This window comes from Enterobacter cloacae complex sp. P40C2 (assembly GCF_014930695.1).
GTDB classification, from domain to species: domain Bacteria; phylum Pseudomonadota; class Gammaproteobacteria; order Enterobacterales; family Enterobacteriaceae; genus Enterobacter; species Enterobacter pasteurii.
The window spans coordinates 19729-37032 of sequence record NZ_JADBRP010000006.1 but is presented as its reverse complement, the minus strand read 5'-3'; the positions used below and the strand labels follow the sequence as shown (position 1 = coordinate 37032).

The 17304-nt window shown below is 54.4% G+C and carries 17 protein-coding genes; 1 reads left to right on the top strand and 16 read right to left on the bottom strand.

Features of this window, described 5'->3' with window-relative positions; translation table 11 throughout:
* Positions 1 to 34: 34 nt before the first annotated feature.
* Complete coding sequence (gene adeP, locus IM304_RS12780; protein ID WP_148420480.1) at positions 35 to 1372, bottom strand: adenine permease AdeP; 1338 nt, start codon at positions 1370 to 1372, stop codon at positions 35 to 37.
* 165 nt (positions 1373 to 1537) lie between these two features.
* On the opposite strand from adeP, the gene yieH reads away from it, so the two are divergent.
* The gene (gene yieH / locus IM304_RS12775; protein WP_148420350.1) at positions 1538 to 2203 is read left to right on the top strand and encodes a 6-phosphogluconate phosphatase; all 666 of its coding nucleotides are present in this window, start codon (positions 1538 to 1540) and stop codon (positions 2201 to 2203) included.
* A gap of 45 nt (positions 2204 to 2248) precedes the next feature.
* Here the strand turns inward: yieH and phoU are convergent, their stop codons facing one another.
* From phoU to atpB, 15 genes are all read right to left on the bottom strand, one after another.
* The gene (gene phoU / locus IM304_RS12770; protein ID WP_008500182.1) at positions 2249 to 2974 is read right to left on the bottom strand and encodes a phosphate signaling complex protein PhoU; all 726 of its coding nucleotides are present in this window, start codon (positions 2972 to 2974) and stop codon (positions 2249 to 2251) included.
* A 26-nt stretch (positions 2975 to 3000) separates the two neighbouring features.
* Positions 3001 to 3774 (bottom strand): phosphate ABC transporter ATP-binding protein PstB, encoded by a 774-nt coding sequence (gene pstB / locus IM304_RS12765; RefSeq protein ID WP_015961095.1) that lies wholly within the window; start codon positions 3772 to 3774, stop codon positions 3001 to 3003.
* Between the two features lie 47 nt (positions 3775 to 3821).
* Complete coding sequence (gene pstA, locus IM304_RS12760) at positions 3822 to 4712, bottom strand: phosphate ABC transporter permease PstA (protein ID WP_003861156.1); 891 nt, start codon at positions 4710 to 4712, stop codon at positions 3822 to 3824.
* Positions 4712 to 5671: a phosphate ABC transporter permease PstC gene (gene pstC, locus IM304_RS12755; RefSeq protein WP_193355455.1), complete on the bottom strand. Its 960-nt coding sequence runs from the start codon at positions 5669 to 5671 to the stop codon at positions 4712 to 4714. The genes pstA and pstC overlap by 1 nt, the downstream gene beginning before the upstream one ends.
* Before the next feature lie 128 nt (positions 5672 to 5799).
* Positions 5800 to 6840, bottom strand: a complete 1041-nt coding sequence (pstS, locus tag IM304_RS12750; protein WP_063452042.1) for a phosphate ABC transporter substrate-binding protein PstS — start codon at positions 6838 to 6840, stop codon at positions 5800 to 5802.
* A gap of 277 nt (positions 6841 to 7117) precedes the next feature.
* A complete protein-coding gene (glmS, locus tag IM304_RS12745) occupies positions 7118 to 8947 on the bottom strand; it encodes a glutamine--fructose-6-phosphate transaminase (isomerizing) (RefSeq protein WP_148420348.1) in 1830 nt (609 codons plus the stop codon).
* A gap of 183 nt (positions 8948 to 9130) precedes the next feature.
* The gene (glmU, locus tag IM304_RS12740) at positions 9131 to 10501 is read right to left on the bottom strand and encodes a bifunctional UDP-N-acetylglucosamine diphosphorylase/glucosamine-1-phosphate N-acetyltransferase GlmU (protein WP_176609139.1); all 1371 of its coding nucleotides are present in this window, start codon (positions 10499 to 10501) and stop codon (positions 9131 to 9133) included.
* 307 nt (positions 10502 to 10808) lie between these two features.
* Positions 10809 to 11228 carry a F0F1 ATP synthase subunit epsilon gene (locus IM304_RS12735; protein WP_006177560.1) on the bottom strand — a complete coding sequence of 140 codons (420 nt, stop codon included), beginning with the start codon at positions 11226 to 11228 and terminating at the stop codon, positions 10809 to 10811.
* 20 nt (positions 11229 to 11248) lie between these two features.
* Complete coding sequence (gene atpD / locus IM304_RS12730; protein WP_003862362.1) at positions 11249 to 12631, bottom strand: F0F1 ATP synthase subunit beta; 1383 nt, start codon at positions 12629 to 12631, stop codon at positions 11249 to 11251.
* Positions 12632 to 12662: 31 nt separating this feature from the next.
* A complete protein-coding gene (atpG, locus tag IM304_RS12725; RefSeq protein WP_003862364.1) occupies positions 12663 to 13526 on the bottom strand; it encodes a F0F1 ATP synthase subunit gamma in 864 nt (287 codons plus the stop codon).
* A 51-nt stretch (positions 13527 to 13577) separates the two neighbouring features.
* Positions 13578 to 15119 carry a F0F1 ATP synthase subunit alpha gene (gene atpA, locus IM304_RS12720; RefSeq protein ID WP_006808751.1) on the bottom strand — a complete coding sequence of 514 codons (1542 nt, stop codon included), beginning with the start codon at positions 15117 to 15119 and terminating at the stop codon, positions 13578 to 13580.
* Between the two features lie 12 nt (positions 15120 to 15131).
* Positions 15132 to 15665, bottom strand: a complete 534-nt coding sequence (gene atpH, locus IM304_RS12715) for a F0F1 ATP synthase subunit delta (RefSeq protein ID WP_003862369.1) — start codon at positions 15663 to 15665, stop codon at positions 15132 to 15134.
* Between the two features lie 14 nt (positions 15666 to 15679).
* A complete protein-coding gene (gene atpF, locus IM304_RS12710) occupies positions 15680 to 16150 on the bottom strand; it encodes a F0F1 ATP synthase subunit B (protein ID WP_013099406.1) in 471 nt (156 codons plus the stop codon).
* Positions 16151 to 16198: 48 nt separating this feature from the next.
* Positions 16199 to 16438 (bottom strand): F0F1 ATP synthase subunit C, encoded by a 240-nt coding sequence (gene atpE, locus IM304_RS12705; RefSeq protein WP_000429386.1) that lies wholly within the window; start codon positions 16436 to 16438, stop codon positions 16199 to 16201.
* 49 nt (positions 16439 to 16487) lie between these two features.
* Positions 16488 to 17303 carry a F0F1 ATP synthase subunit A gene (gene atpB / locus IM304_RS12700; protein WP_148420346.1) on the bottom strand — a complete coding sequence of 272 codons (816 nt, stop codon included), beginning with the start codon at positions 17301 to 17303 and terminating at the stop codon, positions 16488 to 16490.
* Position 17304 lies beyond the last annotated feature (1 nt).

Below are 17304 nucleotides of genomic sequence, written 5' to 3'. Positions count from 1 at the left end.
ACTAAAGCCCTTTTCTCCGAAAAGGGCTTGCTGTTTATTTGGCGTCGATGAACACAATCTTCAGCACAAACAGCAGCGCCACGATGATGACGCACGGGCTGAGTTCGCGGAAGCGGCCGGTGCCGATCTTCATCACGCAGTAGGAGATAAAGCCCAGCGCGATACCTTCGGTAATCGAGAAGCTGAACGGCATCATTACCGCGGTGATAAACGCCGGAACGGCTTCCGTTAAATCTTCCCACTTCACGCGCGCCAGGCTCGACGTCATCAGCACGCCGACATAAATCAGCGCACCCGCAGCCGCGTACGGAGGCACCATCCCGGCAAGCGGAGAGAGGAAGATCACCAGCAGGAACAGCAGCCCCACGACTACCGCCGTCAGGCCGGTACGGCCGCCCACGGACACGCCGGAAGAGGATTCAATGTAAGCGGTAACAGACGAGGTGCCGATGAAAGAGCCGGCGACGGAAGAGACGCTATCCACATACAGCGCCTGCTTCATGCGCGGGAATTTACCTTTTTCATCTGCCAGACCCGCTTTATCGGTCACGCCGATCAGCGTACCGGAGGAGTCAAACAGGTTGACCAGCATGAAGGAGAAAATCACCCCTGCCAGGCCCAGGTTCAGAGAGCCAGCCAGATCGACGTGGCCAATCACGGTGGAAACGCTCGGTGGCGCAGAGACGATACCGTTGTAATGCACGTCCCCCAGCATCCAGCCCAGCAGCGTGGTCACAATGATAGAAACCAGCACCGCGGCATGGATGTTGCGCGACGCCAGGATCGCGATAATAAAGAAGCCGAGCACGCCCAGCAGCACGCTGTGGGAGGTCAGGTTACCAATGCTCACCAGGGTTTCCGGGTTCGCCACGATAACGCCGGCGTTTTTCAGCCCCATCATGCCGATGAACAGACCGATACCGCTGGTGATGCCTACGCGCAGGCTCACCGGGATATTGGCAATCATCCAGTAGCGCACGCGGAAGATGGTCAGCAGCAGCAGGCCTACCGCACCCCAGAAAATGGCGCCCATACCGACCTGCCACGGCAGGCCCATTGCCTGAACCACCACGAAAGCGAAGAACGCATTCAGACCCATTGCCGGGGCCAGCGCCACGGGCAGGTTAGCGAAAATGCCCATCAGAATGCTGCCAAGGGCCGCGATCAGACAGGTGGTTACAAAGACGGCGCTGGTGTCCATGCCAGCCACGCCCAGAATTTGCGGGTTAACAAAAACGATATAGACCATCGTCAGGAAGGTAGTAAAACCGGCGATCACTTCGGTGCGTGCCGTTGTGCCGTGCTCGCGCAGTTTAAACACGCGCTCAAGCAGACCCTGACCAGACGTCTGGGTAGTGTGTTGTTGACTCATCATCAATTTCCGAACAAGGAGGGAAAATTCGTCGCTATCCTATACCAAAATGCGACAATAGTGGCGGTTACGGGATACTTTTTTCATTGATTTTGCTTATACGGCAACGATTGCGTCTCGTTAAACTGTCGTACGTAAACGTTAAACTTGTTAAAAGGGAAGGGCATGTCCGGAATTGAAGCGGTATTTTTCGACTGTGACGGTACGCTGGTAGACAGTGAGGTCATTTGTTCGCGCGCGTATGTCGCCATGTTCCAGGAATTTGGCATTACGCTCGATCTCGAAGAGGTGTTTAAACGCTTTAAGGGCGTGAAGCTGTACGAGATCATCGACATCATTAACGAAGAGCACGGTGTGGATCTGGCGAAAGCGGATCTGGAGCCGGTGTACCGCGCCGAGGTCGCACGCCTGTTCGATGCCGAACTGGAGGTGATCGCCGGGGCTAACGCGCTGCTGGATGCGATGACGGTGCCGATCTGCGTGGTCTCTAACGGTCCGGTCAGCAAGATGCAGCATTCACTCGGCAAGCTGGACCTGTTGCACCACTTCCCGGAAAAACTGTTCAGCGGCTACGATATCCAGCGCTGGAAACCCGATCCGGCGCTGATGTTCCACGCGGCGAAAGCGATGAACGTCAACGTGCAGAACTGTATTCTGGTGGATGATTCTTCTGCGGGCGCGCAGTCGGGAATTGATGCGGGAATGGAGGTGTTTTACTTCTGTGCCGATCCGCACAACAAGCCGATCGATCATCCAAAAGTGACCACCTTTACCGATCTGGCGCAGCTGCCTGCACTGTGGAAGGCGCGCGGGTGGGATATTACGCGGTAAATGAAAACAGGGCGGGTATGCGCTACGCGCCACCCGCCATAACCCTTACTCTTTCGGATCTTTACCCGCCAGCAGCTTGTCCAGCTCGTCGCCGCCCACGTGTCGGAAATCCTGACCCTTAACGAAGTAGAAGATGTATTCACAAATATTCTGGCAGCGGTCACCGATACGCTCGATTGAGCGCGCGCAGAACAGCGCGGTCAGAACGCTTGGAATGGTGCGTGAATCTTCCATCATGTAGGTCATCAGCTGACGCACGATGCCTTCGTATTCCTGGTCAACTTTTTTGTCTTCACGGTAGATACGGACCGCTTCGTCCAGATCCATACGCGCGAAAGCATCAAGCACGTCGTGCAGCATCTGCACGGTGTGGCGGCCCAGCGACTCCAGGCTCACCAGCAGCGGCTGGTGCTGCTGAGAGAACTTCTCCAGCGCGGTGCGGCAGATTTTATCCGCAACGTCACCGATACGTTCCAGCTCGGCGATGGTTTTGATGATCGCCATCACCAGGCGCAGGTCGCTCGCCGTCGGCTGACGCTTCGCAATAATGCGCACGCAGGCCTCGTCGATGGCCACTTCCATCATATTGACGTTTTTGTCGCCTTCAATGACGCGCTTCGCCAGCTCGCTGTCCTGGTTATGCATCGCCGTGATCGCATCAGAAAGCTGCTGCTCGACCATGCCGCCCATGGTCATCACCTGGGTGCGAATGCTTTCCAGCTCTGCGTTGAACTGGCCGGAAATGTGTTTATTAAGATTGAGGTTGTCCATGGTTTCTCCACATGCACTGAGGCAAATCAACCGTAGCGGCCAGTAATATAATCTTCGGTTTGTTTCTTCGCGGGCTTGGTGAACAGATCGTCCGTGTTACTGAACTCAATCAGCTCGCCCAGGTACATAAACGCCGTGTGGTCAGAGCAACGCGCAGCCTGCTGCATGTTGTGGGTAACGATCACCACGGTGTAATCCTGCTTCAGCTCGGTGATCAGCTCTTCGATACGCCCGGTTGAGATCGGGTCCAGCGCTGAACACGGCTCATCCAGCAGCAACACTTCCGGGCGAATGGCGATACCGCGCGCAATGCACAGACGCTGCTGCTGACCACCGGAGAGAGAGTACCCGCTCTGGTGAAGTTTATCTTTGGTTTCGTTCCATAATGCGGCCTTGGTCAATGCCCACTGCACGCGCTCGTCCATATCCGCGCGGGAGAGTTTCTCAAACAGACGCACGCCGAAAGCAATGTTGTCATAAATCGACATCGGGAACGGCGTTGGTTTCTGGAACACCATACCCACTTTCGCACGCAGCAGGGCGATATCCTGGGTATTGGTCAGGATGTTGTCACCGTCCAGCAGAATTTCACCTTCTGCGCGCTGCTCCGGATAGAGCGAATACATCTTGTTAAAGGTACGCAGCAGCGTGGATTTACCACAGCCTGACGGACCGATGAATGCCGTCACCTGGTTCTTCGCGATATCCAGGTTGATGTTCTTCAGGGCATGGAATTTGCCGTAGTAGAAGTTCAAATCACGAACCTGAATCTTACCCGGGGCAGTATCAACCATACTCATTGACTCATTTCCTCATTCGGCGCCGCGATGTGCCGCGCCGTAAAAATTTAACCGTGTTTCTTCTTCGCGAAAATGACGCGCGCCAGAATGTTCAGCAACAGTACGCAAAGGGTGATGATCAGCACCCCGGCCCAGGCCAGCTGCTGCCATTCCGCGAATGGGCTCATCGCAAATTTAAAGATCGTCACCGGCAGGTTGGCGATCGGCTGCATCATGTCCGTGCTCCAGAACTGGTTGGAGAGCGCGGTAAACAGCAGCGGTGCGGTTTCACCGGCGATACGGGCGATAGCCAGCAGGATACCGGTCATGATCCCGGAGACGGACGCTTTCAGGGTAATCGCCGAAATCATCTTCCATTTCGGCGTGCCCAGCGCGTAAGCCGCTTCACGCAGGCTGTCCGGCACCAGTTTCAGCATGTTTTCAGTGGTACGAATAACGATAGGCACCTGTAGCAGCGCCAGCGCGATCACACCCGCCCAGCCGGAGAAGTGTTCCATTTGTGCCACCACGATGGTGTAAACAAACAGACCTACCACAATCGACGGGGCAGAAAGCAGAATGTCGTTGATAAAGCGGATGACTTCAGCGATCCAGGACTTACGGCCGTATTCCGCCAGGTAGATACCCGCCATGATGCCCAGCGGCGTACCGAAAACGGTCGCCCACAGGATCAGCAGGCCACTACCCGCCAGGGCGTTTGCCAGACCGCCGCCCGCCGTGTTCGGCGGCGGCGTCATCTCGGTGAACAGCGCCAGGGACATTCCATCAATACCGCGGGTGATGGTGGACATCAGGATCCAGATCAGCCAGAACAGGCCGAATGCCATCGTTGCCATCGAAAGCGTCAGCGCAATGCGGTTTTTAATCCGGCGCTTTGACTGCATTTTACGGCGAGATTCCGCAAGCTGGGCGGTGTTTTGCATGTCGAGAGTCGCCATTAGCGTGCCCCCTCATTTTTAGCCAGACGCATAATCATCAGCTTGGAGATAGCCAGCACGATAAAGGTGATAACAAACAGGATCAGACCCAGCTCCATCAGCGCCGCGACGTGCAGACCCGATTCGGCTTCGGCGAATTCGTTCGCCAGCGCGGAAGTGATGCTGTTCCCCGGCATATACAGCGAAACGCTGTCGAGCTGGTAGGTGTTACCGATGATAAAGGTCACCGCCATGGTTTCGCCGAGCGCGCGGCCTAAACCCAGCATTATGCCGCCGATCACCCCATTTTTGGTGAACGGAAGAACGATGCGCCAGATCACTTCCCAGGTGGTGCAGCCGATGCCGTAGGCCGACTCTTTCATCATCACCGGGGTTTGTTCGAAGACATCGCGCATTACCGCCGCAATGTACGGAATAATCATGATGGCGAGGATCACCCCGGCCGCCAGAATACCGATACCGAACGCCGGGCCTGAGAACAGCGCACCCACAAACGGAACGGCAGAGAGAACGTTACCCACCGGCTCCTGGAAGTACGTCGCAAACAGCGGAGCAAAGATAAAGAGACCCCACATGCCGTAAACGATGCTTGGAATGGCCGCCAGCAGTTCAATGGCGATACCCAGCGGACGTCGCAGCCAGCCGGGTGCCAGCTCCGTCAGGAACAGGGCAATACCGAAGCTCACCGGAACGGCAATCAGCAGGGCGATAAAGGAGGTGACCAGCGTGCCGTAAATCGGCACCAGCGCACCGTAGATATCGTTCGGCGCATCCCACTCTTTGGTCCACAGGAAGGAGAAACCAAATTTCTGAATGCTCGGCCAGGAGGAAAAGATCAGGGACACGATAATGCCGCCCAGCAGCAATAGCACAATCAGCGCAGCCAGTTTGACCAGGGCGATGAAAATCATGTCACCTTTTTTACCCGGAGGGTTAAATGCAGGCTTGGTTGCAGCCATAAATTACTCTTCTTTTTGAGACGTTTTACGAATATGCCCGGTGGCGCTGGCGCTTACCGGGCCTACAGTCTGAACCGTAGGGCGGGTAGGCGTTAACGCCGCCCGCCATCTTCGTTAACTATATCCTGTTAGTACAGTGCTTTACCGCTGCTGTCTTTCACGTTGGTTTTCCATGCAGCACGAATCTGCTCAACCACGCTGTCTGGCAGGCTGGCGTAATCCAGGTCATTAGCCTGTTTGCCGCCGTTTTTGTATGCCCAGTCGAAGAACTTCAGCACTTCAGCACCCTGCTCAGGTTTCTTCTGATCTTTGTGGACCAGAATGAAGGTGGTGGAAGTGATTGGCCATGCATCATCGCCTTTCTGGTTGGTCAGGTCCTGAGCGAAGGATTTGCTCCAGTCAGCGCCTTTGGCGGCGTTGGCGAAGTTCTCTTCGGTCGGGCTAACCGGTTTGCCGTCAGCAGAGACCAGTTTGGTGTAGGCCAGATTGTTCTGCTTAGCGTAGGCGTACTCTACGTAGCCGATGGAGCCAGGCAGACGCTGCACGAATGCGGCGATGCCGTCATTGCCTTTACCGCCCAGGCCGGTTGGCCAGTTAACGGTAGAGCCGGAACCCACTTTAGATTTCCACTCTTCGTTAACTTTCGCCAGGTAGCTGGTGAATACGAAGGAGGTACCTGAACCGTCGGCGCGGCGAACCACAGCGATATTCTGCGAAGGCAGCTTAACGCCCGGGTTCAGCTTAGTGATGGCTTCGTCGTCCCATTTTTTGATTTTGCCCAGGTAGATGTCGCCCAGGGTTTTGCCGTCCAGCACCAGCTCGCCTGATTTCAGGCCAGGGATGTTAACGGCCAGCACAACGCCGCCGATCACGGTCGGGAACTGGAACAGGCCTTCCTGATTCAGTTTCTCATCAGACAGCGGAGCGTCGGATGCGCCGAAATCAACGGTATTCGCGGTAATTTGTTTTACGCCACCGGAGGAGCCGATACCCTGATAGTTAACCTTGTTGCCGGTTTCTTTCTGGTAGGTATCCGCCCATTTGGCATACACCGGCGCAGGGAAGGTTGCACCAGCGCCAGTCAGGCTTGCTGCTGCGAAGGCAGAGAAAGCGCTCAGAGATAAGGTCGCGGCGACAACAGTTGCGACAGTGGTACGCATAACTTTCATAATGTCTCCTGCAAGGATTTCGTAAATCATTGTTTAAGTGGCTACGATGAGCAAAATAGGACAAACAGGTGACAGATAAATGTACGAATTATGACAGTTTTATGACAAAGAAAATTTCACTTAAAAACAAGTCAAACTCTCTTTATTTATCAAGAGATTACCAGATAACATGACAGCCTGTTTTCAGTAATATTTTCTTTATGTGACACTGATAAAATAGCTGAAAATGACGGATTGTCATAAAAAAGGCCCCACCGGATGGTGGAGCCTGGAAGGATTATTCTACGGTAACGGATTTCGCCAGGTTACGCGGCTGGTCAACGTCGGTGCCCTTGATCAGCGCGACGTGGTAAGCCAGCAGCTGCAGCGGTACGGTGTAGAAGATCGGCGCAATCACCTCTTCCACATGCGGCATCTCGATGATGTGCATGTTGTCGCTGCTGGCGAAACCGGCATCTTTATCCGCGAAGACATACAGAACACCGCCACGGGCGCGCACTTCTTCGATGTTAGATTTCAATTTTTCCAGCAGTTCGTTGTTTGGTGCCACGACAATAACCGGCATATCCGCGTCGATCAGCGCCAGCGGGCCGTGTTTCAGTTCCCCTGCGGCGTAAGCTTCAGCGTGGATGTAGGAGATCTCTTTCAGCTTCAGCGCGCCTTCCAGCGCAATCGGGTACTGATCGCCACGACCCAGGAACAGGGCATGGTGTTTGTCAGAGAAGTCTTCAGCCAGCGCTTCAATGCGTTTGTCCTGAGACAGCATCTGCTCGATACGGCTCGGCAGCGCCTGCAGGCCGTGCACGATGTCGTGCTCAACGGAAGCATCCTGGCCTTTCAGACGAGCCAGTTTTGCCACCAGCATCAGCAGAACGGTCAGCTGAGTGGTAAACGCTTTGGTGGAGGCCACGCCGATTTCGGTGCCCGCTTTGGTCATCAGCGCCAGATCGGACTCACGCACCAGCGAGGAGCCCGGCACGTTACAGATTGCCAGCGAGCCCAGGTAGCCTAGCTCCTTAGACAGACGCAGCGCCGCCAGGGTATCCGCCGTTTCGCCAGACTGGGAAAGGGTGATCATCAGGCTGTTACGACGCACCGCGGATTTGCGATAGCGGAATTCAGAGGCAATTTCCACGTCGCACGGCACGCCAGCCAGAGATTCAAACCAGTAGCGAGAGACCATACCGGAGTTGTAAGAGGTACCGCAGGCCACGATCTGAATGTGCTCAACCTTGCCCAGCAGCTCGTTGGCGTTTGCGCCCAGCTCGCTCAGATCCACCTCACCGTGGCTGATGCGCCCGGTCAGGGTGTTTTTAATCGCGTTTGGCTGCTCGTAGATCTCTTTCTGCATGTAGTGACGGTAGGCGCCTTTGTCGCCCGCGTCGTACTGCAGGTTTGATTCGATCTCCTGACGCTTAACCTGCTCGCCTTTGGTGTCGAATACGGTCACGCTGCGACGCGTAACTTCGGCAATGTCGCCCTCTTCCAGGAAGATGAAGCGGCGGGTAACCGGCAGCAGCGCCAGCTGGTCGGAAGCGATAAAGTTTTCGCCCATGCCCAGACCGATCACCATTGGGCTACCGGAACGCGCGGCCAGCAGCGTGGACGGATCGCGGGAGTCCATAATTACCGTGCCGTAAGCACCGCGCAGCTGAGGGATAGCGCGCAGCACCGCTTCACGCAGCGTACCGCCCTGTGCCAGCTCCCAGTGTACGAGGTGAGCAATCACTTCGGTGTCAGTTTCAGAGACAAAGGTATAGCCGCGCGCTTTCAGCTCTTCGCGCAGCGGTTCGTGGTTTTCGATAATGCCGTTATGCACTACCACAATGTGTTCAGACACATGCGGGTGCGCGTTGCCTTCAGACGGCTCGCCGTGGGTCGCCCAGCGGGTATGCGCGATACCGGTGCCACCGTGCAGGGAATGTTCTTCCGCGGCCTGGGCCAGCATTTGCACTTTACCGAGACGACGCAGACGGGTCATATGACCTTCTGCATCAACAACGGCCAGACCGGCAGAGTCATAGCCACGGTATTCCAGACGACGTAAACCTTCGAGAAGGATTTCAGCAATATCACGCTGCGCAACTGCGCCAACAATTCCACACATAGTTAGATTTCCTGATTATGGCGTTATGCCATGCGTTGTCGCTGACCTGTATTTGCCCTTTCCGGGCGCCCCGAGCCTTGTAGAGAGTGGGGTTATTGTTATGGGTACTGCCTGTGGGGGGAGGATTATATTATCCCCTCACCCCGGCCCTCTCCCCATAGGGGTGAGGGGTGTATATTGTCGTTACTTTTTCTTCACCGGGCGTTTCCAGCCCTGCTTGTGTACCTGTGGCACGCGGCTTAACACTAACTCGTTATCCGCTACGTCGCGCGTTACGGTCGTTCCGGCAGCAATGGTCACGCCATTACCTACAGTGACGGGCGCCACCAGCTGCGTGTCTGAGCCAACAAACACGTCGTCGCCGATGATGGTTTTAAACTTATTGGCACCGTCATAGTTACAGGTGATGGTACCTGCACCAATGTTCACGTTATCGCCAATTTCTGCATCGCCCAAATAGGTCAGATGACCAGCCTTGGAGCCTTTGCCCAGACGCGCTTTTTTCATTTCGACGAAGTTGCCCACGTGAGCGCCTTCCAGCAGCTCGGCGCCCGGGCGCAGACGCGCAAATGGACCGATGGTGCACGCCGCTTCAAGATGCGCATCTTCCACCACGCTGTACGGGCTGATTTCGCAGTCGTCACCGATAATGCTGTTTTTAATCACGCAGCCGGCGCCAATTTTGACGCGATTGCCCAGCGTCACGTTACCCTCCAGGATAACGTTAGTATCAATTTCAACGTCGCGCCCGTGGGCCAGCGTGCCGCGCAGATCGAAACGCGCAGGATCGCGCAGCATCACGCCCGCCAGCAGCAGCTTTTCAGCCTGCTCGGCCTGGTAAATACGCTCAAGGCGGGACAGCTGCAAACGGTTGTTAACCCCGTCCGTTTCGCTGATGCGTGCCGGATGAACGGCGGCAATTTCACGCCCTTCACGGTACGCCATCGCAATAATATCGGTAATGTAGTACTCACCCTGGGCGTTGTTGTTGTCGAGCTTCGACAGCCAGCGCTTCAGATCGGCACCGTTCGCAATCAGGATACCGGTGTTGATCTCCTGAATTTTACGCTGCGCTTCGCTGGCATCTTTATGCTCGACAATTCCCGTCACGTTGCCGTTTTCACGGGTAATACGGCCATAGCCGCTCGGATCGTCCAGTACAACGGTTAGCAACCCAATGCCGCCCTGCGGTTTGGCTTCACGCAGGCGAGTCAGGGTTTCTACAGAAATCAACGGGACGTCGCCGTAAAGCATAAGGATATCTTCGTCATCGGCGAAGAAGGGTGCAGCCTGCTGCATTGCGTGACCGGTACCGAGCTGTTCTGCCTGTAGCACCCAGTTGAGCTTATCGTCATGCAGCGTTTTTTTCAGCAAATCACCGCCATGGCCATAAACCAGATGTACCTGGCTGGCACCTAATTCATTTGCTGCATCAATGACATGCTTCACCATAGGCTTTCCTGCCAGTGTGTGGAGCACTTTAGGAAGATCGGAATACATGCGGGTGCCTTTGCCAGCGGCAAGGATGACCACGCTCATCGCATTATTCAACATACGCGTCCTGACTGTAATTTATGTGAGAAGTTAAACCCTTTGATGTTGAAAATTCTACATATTTTGCGCAAAAAAATGGAGTGGTGTTAAAACGTTCAACATCGGCCTGTAATGGCTATTTGAGGCCATCTTTAGGGGCTGAGTAAACCCCTTTTTCTCTGGAATATAGCATTCCCACGGTAAGTAACCAGCAGCGACAACAGGTTAGCTATTTTTTTGCTGCATGAATAAAGTTCAGCCCCTGGACGGAGCCATAAAAAAAGCCAGCCTGGGAACCAGACTGGCTTTTGTGCTTTTCAAGCCGGTGTTACATCGCTTTTTTGGTCAACTCGATAACGCGCAGTTTGGCGATCGCTTTGGCCAGCTCCGCAGACGCCTGAGCGTAATCCACGTCACCATGAGAGCTGCTAATGTGCTCTTCAGCCTTACGCTTCGATTCCAGGGCTCGCGCTTCGTCGAGATCCTGGCCACGAATAGCGGTATCGGCCAGAACGGTCACACTGCCAGGCTGCACTTCAAGAATGCCGCCGGACAGATAGATAAACTCTTCGTGACCGAACTGTTTAACGATGCGGATCATACCAGGCTTAATGGCGGTGAGCAGCGGTGCGTGACCCGGGAAAATACCCAGTTCACCTTCACTACCCGTTACCTGGATTTTCTCGACCAGACCAGAGAACATTTGTTGCTCTGCGCTGACGACGTCCAGGTGGTAAGTCATTGCCATATCACCCTCCGATTAAGGCGTTAAAGTTTTTTGGCTTTTTCCACGGCTTCTTCGATGGAACCAACCATGTAGAACGCCTGCTCTGGCAGGTGATCGTATTCGCCTTCCATGATGCCTTTAAAGCCCCGGATGGTGTCTTTCAGGGAAACGTATTTACCTGGAGAACCGGTGAATACTTCCGCAACGAAGAACGGCTGGGACAGGAAGCGCTGGATCTTACGCGCGCGTGCTACCACCAGTTTGTCTTCTTCAGACAGTTCATCCATACCCAGGATGGCGATGATGTCTTTCAGTTCCTGGTAACGTTGCAGCAGGGACTGTACGCCACGCGCGGTGTCGTAGTGTTCCTGACCAACAACCAGTGGATCCAGCTGACGGCTGGTGGAGTCCAGCGGGTCAACGGCCGGGTAGATACCCAGAGACGCGATCTGACGGCTCAGTACCACGGTTGCATCTAAGTGAGCAAAGGTGGTTGCTGGAGATGGGTCAGTCAGGTCATCCGCAGGTACGTATACCGCCTGAACGGAGGTGATAGAACCGGTTTTGGTAGAGGTGATACGTTCCTGAAGAACACCCATCTCTTCCGCAAGCGTTGGCTGATAACCTACCGCAGAAGGCATACGACCCAGCAGTGCGGATACTTCCGTACCGGCCAGGGTATAACGGTAGATGTTATCAACGAACAGCAGAACGTCACGGCCTTCGTCACGGAACTTCTCAGCCATAGTCAGACCAGTCAGCGCTACGCGCAGACGGTTTCCTGGTGGCTCGTTCATCTGGCCGTAAACCAGGGAAACTTTGTCCAGAACGTTGGAGTCGGTCATTTCGTGGTAGAAGTCGTTACCCTCACGAGTACGCTCACCTACGCCCGCAAACACGGAGTAACCGGAGTGCTCGATCGCGATGTTACGGATCAGCTCCATCATGTTTACGGTTTTACCTACACCCGCACCACCGAACAGACCAACTTTACCGCCCTTCGCGAACGGACACATCAGGTCGATAACTTTGATGCCGGTTTCCAGCAGTTCCTGAGAGCTGGACAGCTCTTCGTAGGAAGGTGCCGCGCGGTGGATAGCCCAACGCTCTTCTTCACCGATGTCGCCTTTCATGTCGATTGGCTGACCCAATACGTTCATGATACGACCCAGTGTTGCTTTACCTACCGGGACTTCGATCGGGTGCTCAAGGTCTTTAACTTCCAGACCACGACGCAGACCGTCGGAAGAACCCATGGCGATGGTACGCACGATACCGCCGCCGAGCTGCTGCTGAACTTCCAGCACCAGGCTCTCGTTACCATTCTGTACCTCAAGCGCGTCGTACACGCGTGGTACGGCGTCCTGAGGGAACTCGACGTCCACCACGGCGCCGATTACCTGGACAATCTTTCCAGTAGCCATCTTGAATCCTCTACGTAATTCGTAAACCTGGTTAAACCGCGGCGGCCCCCGAGACGATCTCGGTGAGTTCCTGAGTAATGCTGGCCTGACGAGCTTTGTTGTAAACCAACTGCAGCTCTTTAATCAGGCTGCCGCCATTATCGGTCGCGGCTTTCATCGCCACCATTCGTGCGGCCTGCTCGCTGGCCAGGTTTTCTACAACGCCCTGATAAACCTGAGATTCAACGTAACGACGCAGCAGGGTATCCAGCAGCGGTTTCGGATCGGGTTCATACAGGTAATCCCAGGCTTTCTGTTTCAGCTCGTCATCTTCTGATGCCGGTAAAGGCAGCATCTGAGTGAGCGTTGGCACCTGAGACATGGTGTTAATAAATTTGTTGCTGACAACGTACAGTCTGTCCAGACGGCCTTCATCATAGGCCTGCAACATCACTTTAACCGGGCCGATCAGTTCGGACAGGGACGGGTTATCACCCATACCGGTCACCTGAGCGACAATATTGCCGCCAACGGAGTTAAAGAAAGAGACGCCTTTAGAGCCAATCAGTGCCAGATCGCACTGAACGCCTTTATCGGACCAGCCTTTCATATCCGCCAGCAGTTTTTTGAACAGGTTAATGTTCAAGCCGCCACACAGACCACGGTCAGTCGACACCACCAGGTAGCCTACGCGCTTAACGTCGCGTTCTTCCAGGTAAGGGTGCTTATATTCCAGATTACCGTTTGCAAGGTGACCAATCACTTTGCGCATGGTCTCTGCATAAGGACGGCTGGCCGCCATGCGATCCTGCGATTTACGCATTTTGGAAGCGGCGACCATCTCCATCGCTTTAGTGATCTTTTGCGTGTTCTGGACGCTTGCGATCTTACTACGTATCTCTTTTGCGCCGGCCATGAGCTTCTCCTCAATGCCAGGCGGCTTGTCCTGAGACAAGCCGCCGGACGATTACCAGGATTGGGTTGCTTTGAAGGAATCGAGGATAGCTTTCAGCTTGCCTTCGATTTCGTCGTTATAGCCACCGGTCTGGTTGATCTCTTGCATCAGCGGAGCGTGATCACGGTCGACGTAAGCCAGCAGAGCGGCTTCGAAGCTACCGATTTTCGCCAGTTCCACATCTTCGAGGTAACCGCGTTCAGCCGCGAACAGTACCAGGCCCTGCTGAGCAACAGACATTGGAGCGTACTGTTTCTGCTTCAGCAGCTCGGTCACTTTCTGACCGTGGCTCAGCTGTTTACGGGTTGCTTCGTCCAGATCGGATGCGAACTGAGAGAACGCAGCCAGTTCACGATACTGTGCCAGTGCGGTACGGATACCACCGGACAGTTTCTTGATGATCTTGGTCTGAGCAGCACCACCAACACGGGATACGGAGATACCCGGGTTAACCGCCGGACGAATACCGGAGTTAAACAGGTTGGTTTCCAGGAAGATCTGACCATCGGTAATGGAGATTACGTTAGTCGGAACGAACGCAGAAACGTCACCCGCCTGGGTTTCAATGATCGGCAGCGCGGTCAGAGAACCCGTTTTACCCTTCACTTCACCTTTGGTGAAGTTCTCGACGTATTCCGCGTTAACGCGGGAAGCACGCTCCAGCAGACGAGAGTGGAGGTAGAATACGTCGCCCGGGAATGCTTCACGTCCTGGTGGACGACGGAGCAGCAGGGAAACCTGACGATAAGCAACGGCCTGTTTAGACAGGTCATCGTATACGATCAGCGCATCTTCACCGCGGTCACGGAAGTATTCGCCCATTGCGCAACCGGCGTATGGTGCCAGGTATTGCAGTGCAGCGGATTCAGAAGCGGTAGCCACAACAACGATGGTGTTAGACAGCGCGCCGTGCTCTTCCAGTTTACGAACCACGTTGGAAATGGTGGACGCTTTCTGGCCGATAGCCACGTACACACATTTGATGCCGGAGTCACGCTGGTTGATGATGGCGTCGATTGCCATCGCGGTTTTACCGGTCTGACGGTCACCGATGATCAGTTCACGCTGACCACGACCGATTGGGATCATGGCATCAACGGACTTATAACCAGTCTGCACTGGCTGATCAACGGACTGACGGTCGATAACGCCCGGTGCGATAACTTCAATTGGGGAGAAGCCATCGTGCTCAACCGGACCTTTACCGTCGATTGGCGCACCCAGGGTGTTAACAACACGACCCAGCAGGCCACGGCCAACCGGCACTTCCAGAATACGGCCAGTACACTTAACCTTCATGCCTTCGGCGAGGTCAGCGTATGGACCCATCACAACTGCACCTACGGAGTCGCGCTCCAGGTTCAGTGCGATAGCGTAACGGTTACCCGGCAGGGAAATCATCTCACCCTGCATACAATCGGCCAGGCCGTGGATGCGGATAACACCGTCACTTACAGAAACAATAGTACCTTCGTTGTGAGCTTCACTCACAACACTGAACTGAGCAATGCGCTGCTTGATCAGTTCGCTGATTTCGGTGGAATTCAGTTGCATGCTCCAGTCCCCTTAAGACTGCAAGACGTCTGCAAGGCGCTCAAGACGGCCGCGTACGCTGCCATCAATGACCATATCACCCGAGCGGATGATTACGCCTGCCATTACAGACTTATCGATTTTGCAATTCAGCTTAACTTTGCGTGACAGACGTTTTTCCATCGCGGCAGTGATTTTCGCAAGCTGTTCGTCACTCAGTTCAGTCGCGGAAGTTACTTCAACTTCAGCGGTTGCTTCACTAAGGGCACGTAAGTGCTCAAACTGCTCGAGAACATCCGGGAGCACACGGAGACGACCATTTTCTGCCATTACCTTAATCAGGTTCTGGCCGTTGGCATCCAGTTGCTCTCCGCACACGGCGATAAACGACGCGGCGAGAGTTTCAGGTGCTAACGCACCGGAAAGCAACTCGGCCATTTGTTCGTTTTTCGTCACCTCAGCGGCAAACGCCAGCATGTTCTGCCAGCGATCGACATTTTGGTGTTCGACAGCAAAGTCAAAAGCTGCTTTGGCGTAGGGGCGAGCTACCGTAACAAATTCAGACATCAGCCCCTCCCTCCTTACAGTTCAGCGACAAGTTTGTCCACGATGTCGCTGTTAGCAGCTTCATCCACGGAACGTTCGATGATCTTCTCGGCGCCAGCAACAGCCAGAATCGCAACCTGCTTACGCAGTTCTTCACGAGCACGTTTACGCTCAGCTTCAATTTCAGCCTGAGCCTGTGTCACGATCTTAGTACGTTCCTGTTCTGCTTCAGCTTTGGCTTCGTCCAGGATCTGTGAACGGCGTTTGTTAGCCTGTTCAATGATTACCTGAGCTTCAGCTTTCGCTTTTTTCAGCTGGTCTGTCGCGTTGGCCTGTGCAAGGTCCAAATCTTTCTTAGCGCGTTCTGCGGAAGCCAGACCGTCAGCAATTTCTTTCTGACGTTTTTCGATGGCAGCCATTAAAGGCGGCCATACATACTTCATGCAGAACCAGACAAAGATAATAAACGCGATGGCCTGGCCGAGGATTGTTGCGTTCATGTTCACAGCACAATACCTCTTAAATTTCTGTGGCTTGGGGTTTTAAAACAACTACTACGCGACAGCAAACATCACGTACAGACCCAGACCTACAGCGATCATTGGGATTGCATCCACCAGACCCATAACGATAAAGAACTGAGTACGCAGCAGAGGAATCAGATCCGGTTGACGCGCTGCGCCTTCCAGGAATTTACCTCCGAGGATGCCGATACCGATCGCAGCACCGATAGCCGCCAGACCCATCATCACAGCGGCAGCCATGTACAGCAGATCCATATTCAGGTTTTCCATGACAGTCTCCAGTTTGTTTCAATTAAAACGTAGTAGTGTTGGTAAAAAATCAGTGCTCTTCAGACGCCATCGACAGATAGACGATCGTCAGAACCATGAAGATAAAGGCTTGCAGCGTAATGATCAGGATGTGGAAAATGGCCCATGGCACATTCAGAATCCACTGTGACCACCACGGCAGAAGACCCGCGATCAGAATGAAAATCAGCTCACCCGCATACATATTGCCGAACAGTCGCAGACCCAGTGAAACAGGTTTGGACAGCAGGCTAACGCCTTCCAGGATCAGGTTGACCGGAATAAACGCCCAGTGGTTGAACGGCTGCAAGGTAAGCTCTTTCACAAAGCCGCTTACGCCTTTCATTTTGATGCTGTAGAAAAGAATCAGGATAAACACGCCCAGCGCCATCGACAGGGTGATGTTCACGTCCGCAGACGGAACCACGCGCAGAGCAGGCAGACCGAAGACATGCTCGCCGATCCACGGCAGGAAATCGATAGGCAGAAGGTCCATCAGGTTCATCAGGAACACCCAAACGAACACGGTCAGGGCCAGCGGAGCAATCAGCTTGCTCTTACCATGGTACATGTCTTTCACGCTGCCATGAACGAAGCCGATGATCATCTCAACGAACGTCTGGAATTTCCCTGGAACACCGCTGGTCGCCTTTTTAGCAACGCTGCGGAACATGGCCAGGAACAGAAGACCCAAAACCACCGAGAAGAACATGGAGTCGATGTTGATCGTCCAGAAGGTGGCCGGGGGGTGATGTGGATCCACCAGCGAGAATGTACGCAGGTCCAGCTGAAGGTTATTCAGATGGTGACCTATGTAATCCTGCGGCGTCATATTTTCTGAAGCCATG

Coding starts and splice junctions, on each gene's coding strand:
- adeP (WP_148420480.1), bottom strand. CDS start 1,372: ATGAGTCAACAACACACTACCCAGACGTCTGGTCAGGGTCTGCTTGAG.
- yieH (WP_148420350.1), top strand. CDS start 1,538: ATGTCCGGAATTGAAGCGGTATTTTTCGACTGTGACGGTACGCTGGTA.
- phoU (WP_008500182.1), bottom strand. CDS start 2,974: ATGGACAACCTCAATCTTAATAAACACATTTCCGGCCAGTTCAACGCA.
- pstB (WP_015961095.1), bottom strand. CDS start 3,774: ATGAGTATGGTTGATACTGCCCCGGGTAAGATTCAGGTTCGTGATTTG.
- pstA (WP_003861156.1), bottom strand. CDS start 4,712: ATGGCGACTCTCGACATGCAAAACACCGCCCAGCTTGCGGAATCTCGC.
- pstC (WP_193355455.1), bottom strand. CDS start 5,671: ATGGCTGCAACCAAGCCTGCATTTAACCCTCCGGGTAAAAAAGGTGAC.
- pstS (WP_063452042.1), bottom strand. CDS start 6,840: ATGAAAGTTATGCGTACCACTGTCGCAACTGTTGTCGCCGCGACCTTA.
- glmS (WP_148420348.1), bottom strand. CDS start 8,947: ATGTGTGGAATTGTTGGCGCAGTTGCGCAGCGTGATATTGCTGAAATC.
- glmU (WP_176609139.1), bottom strand. CDS start 10,501: ATGTTGAATAATGCGATGAGCGTGGTCATCCTTGCCGCTGGCAAAGGC.
- IM304_RS12735 (WP_006177560.1), bottom strand. CDS start 11,228: ATGGCAATGACTTACCACCTGGACGTCGTCAGCGCAGAGCAACAAATG.
- atpD (WP_003862362.1), bottom strand. CDS start 12,631: ATGGCTACTGGAAAGATTGTCCAGGTAATCGGCGCCGTGGTGGACGTC.
- atpG (WP_003862364.1), bottom strand. CDS start 13,526: ATGGCCGGCGCAAAAGAGATACGTAGTAAGATCGCAAGCGTCCAGAAC.
- atpA (WP_006808751.1), bottom strand. CDS start 15,119: ATGCAACTGAATTCCACCGAAATCAGCGAACTGATCAAGCAGCGCATT.
- atpH (WP_003862369.1), bottom strand. CDS start 15,665: ATGTCTGAATTTGTTACGGTAGCTCGCCCCTACGCCAAAGCAGCTTTT.
- atpE (WP_000429386.1), bottom strand. CDS start 16,438: ATGGAAAACCTGAATATGGATCTGCTGTACATGGCTGCCGCTGTGATG.
- atpB (WP_148420346.1), bottom strand. CDS start 17,303: ATGGCTTCAGAAAATATGACGCCGCAGGATTACATAGGTCACCATCTG.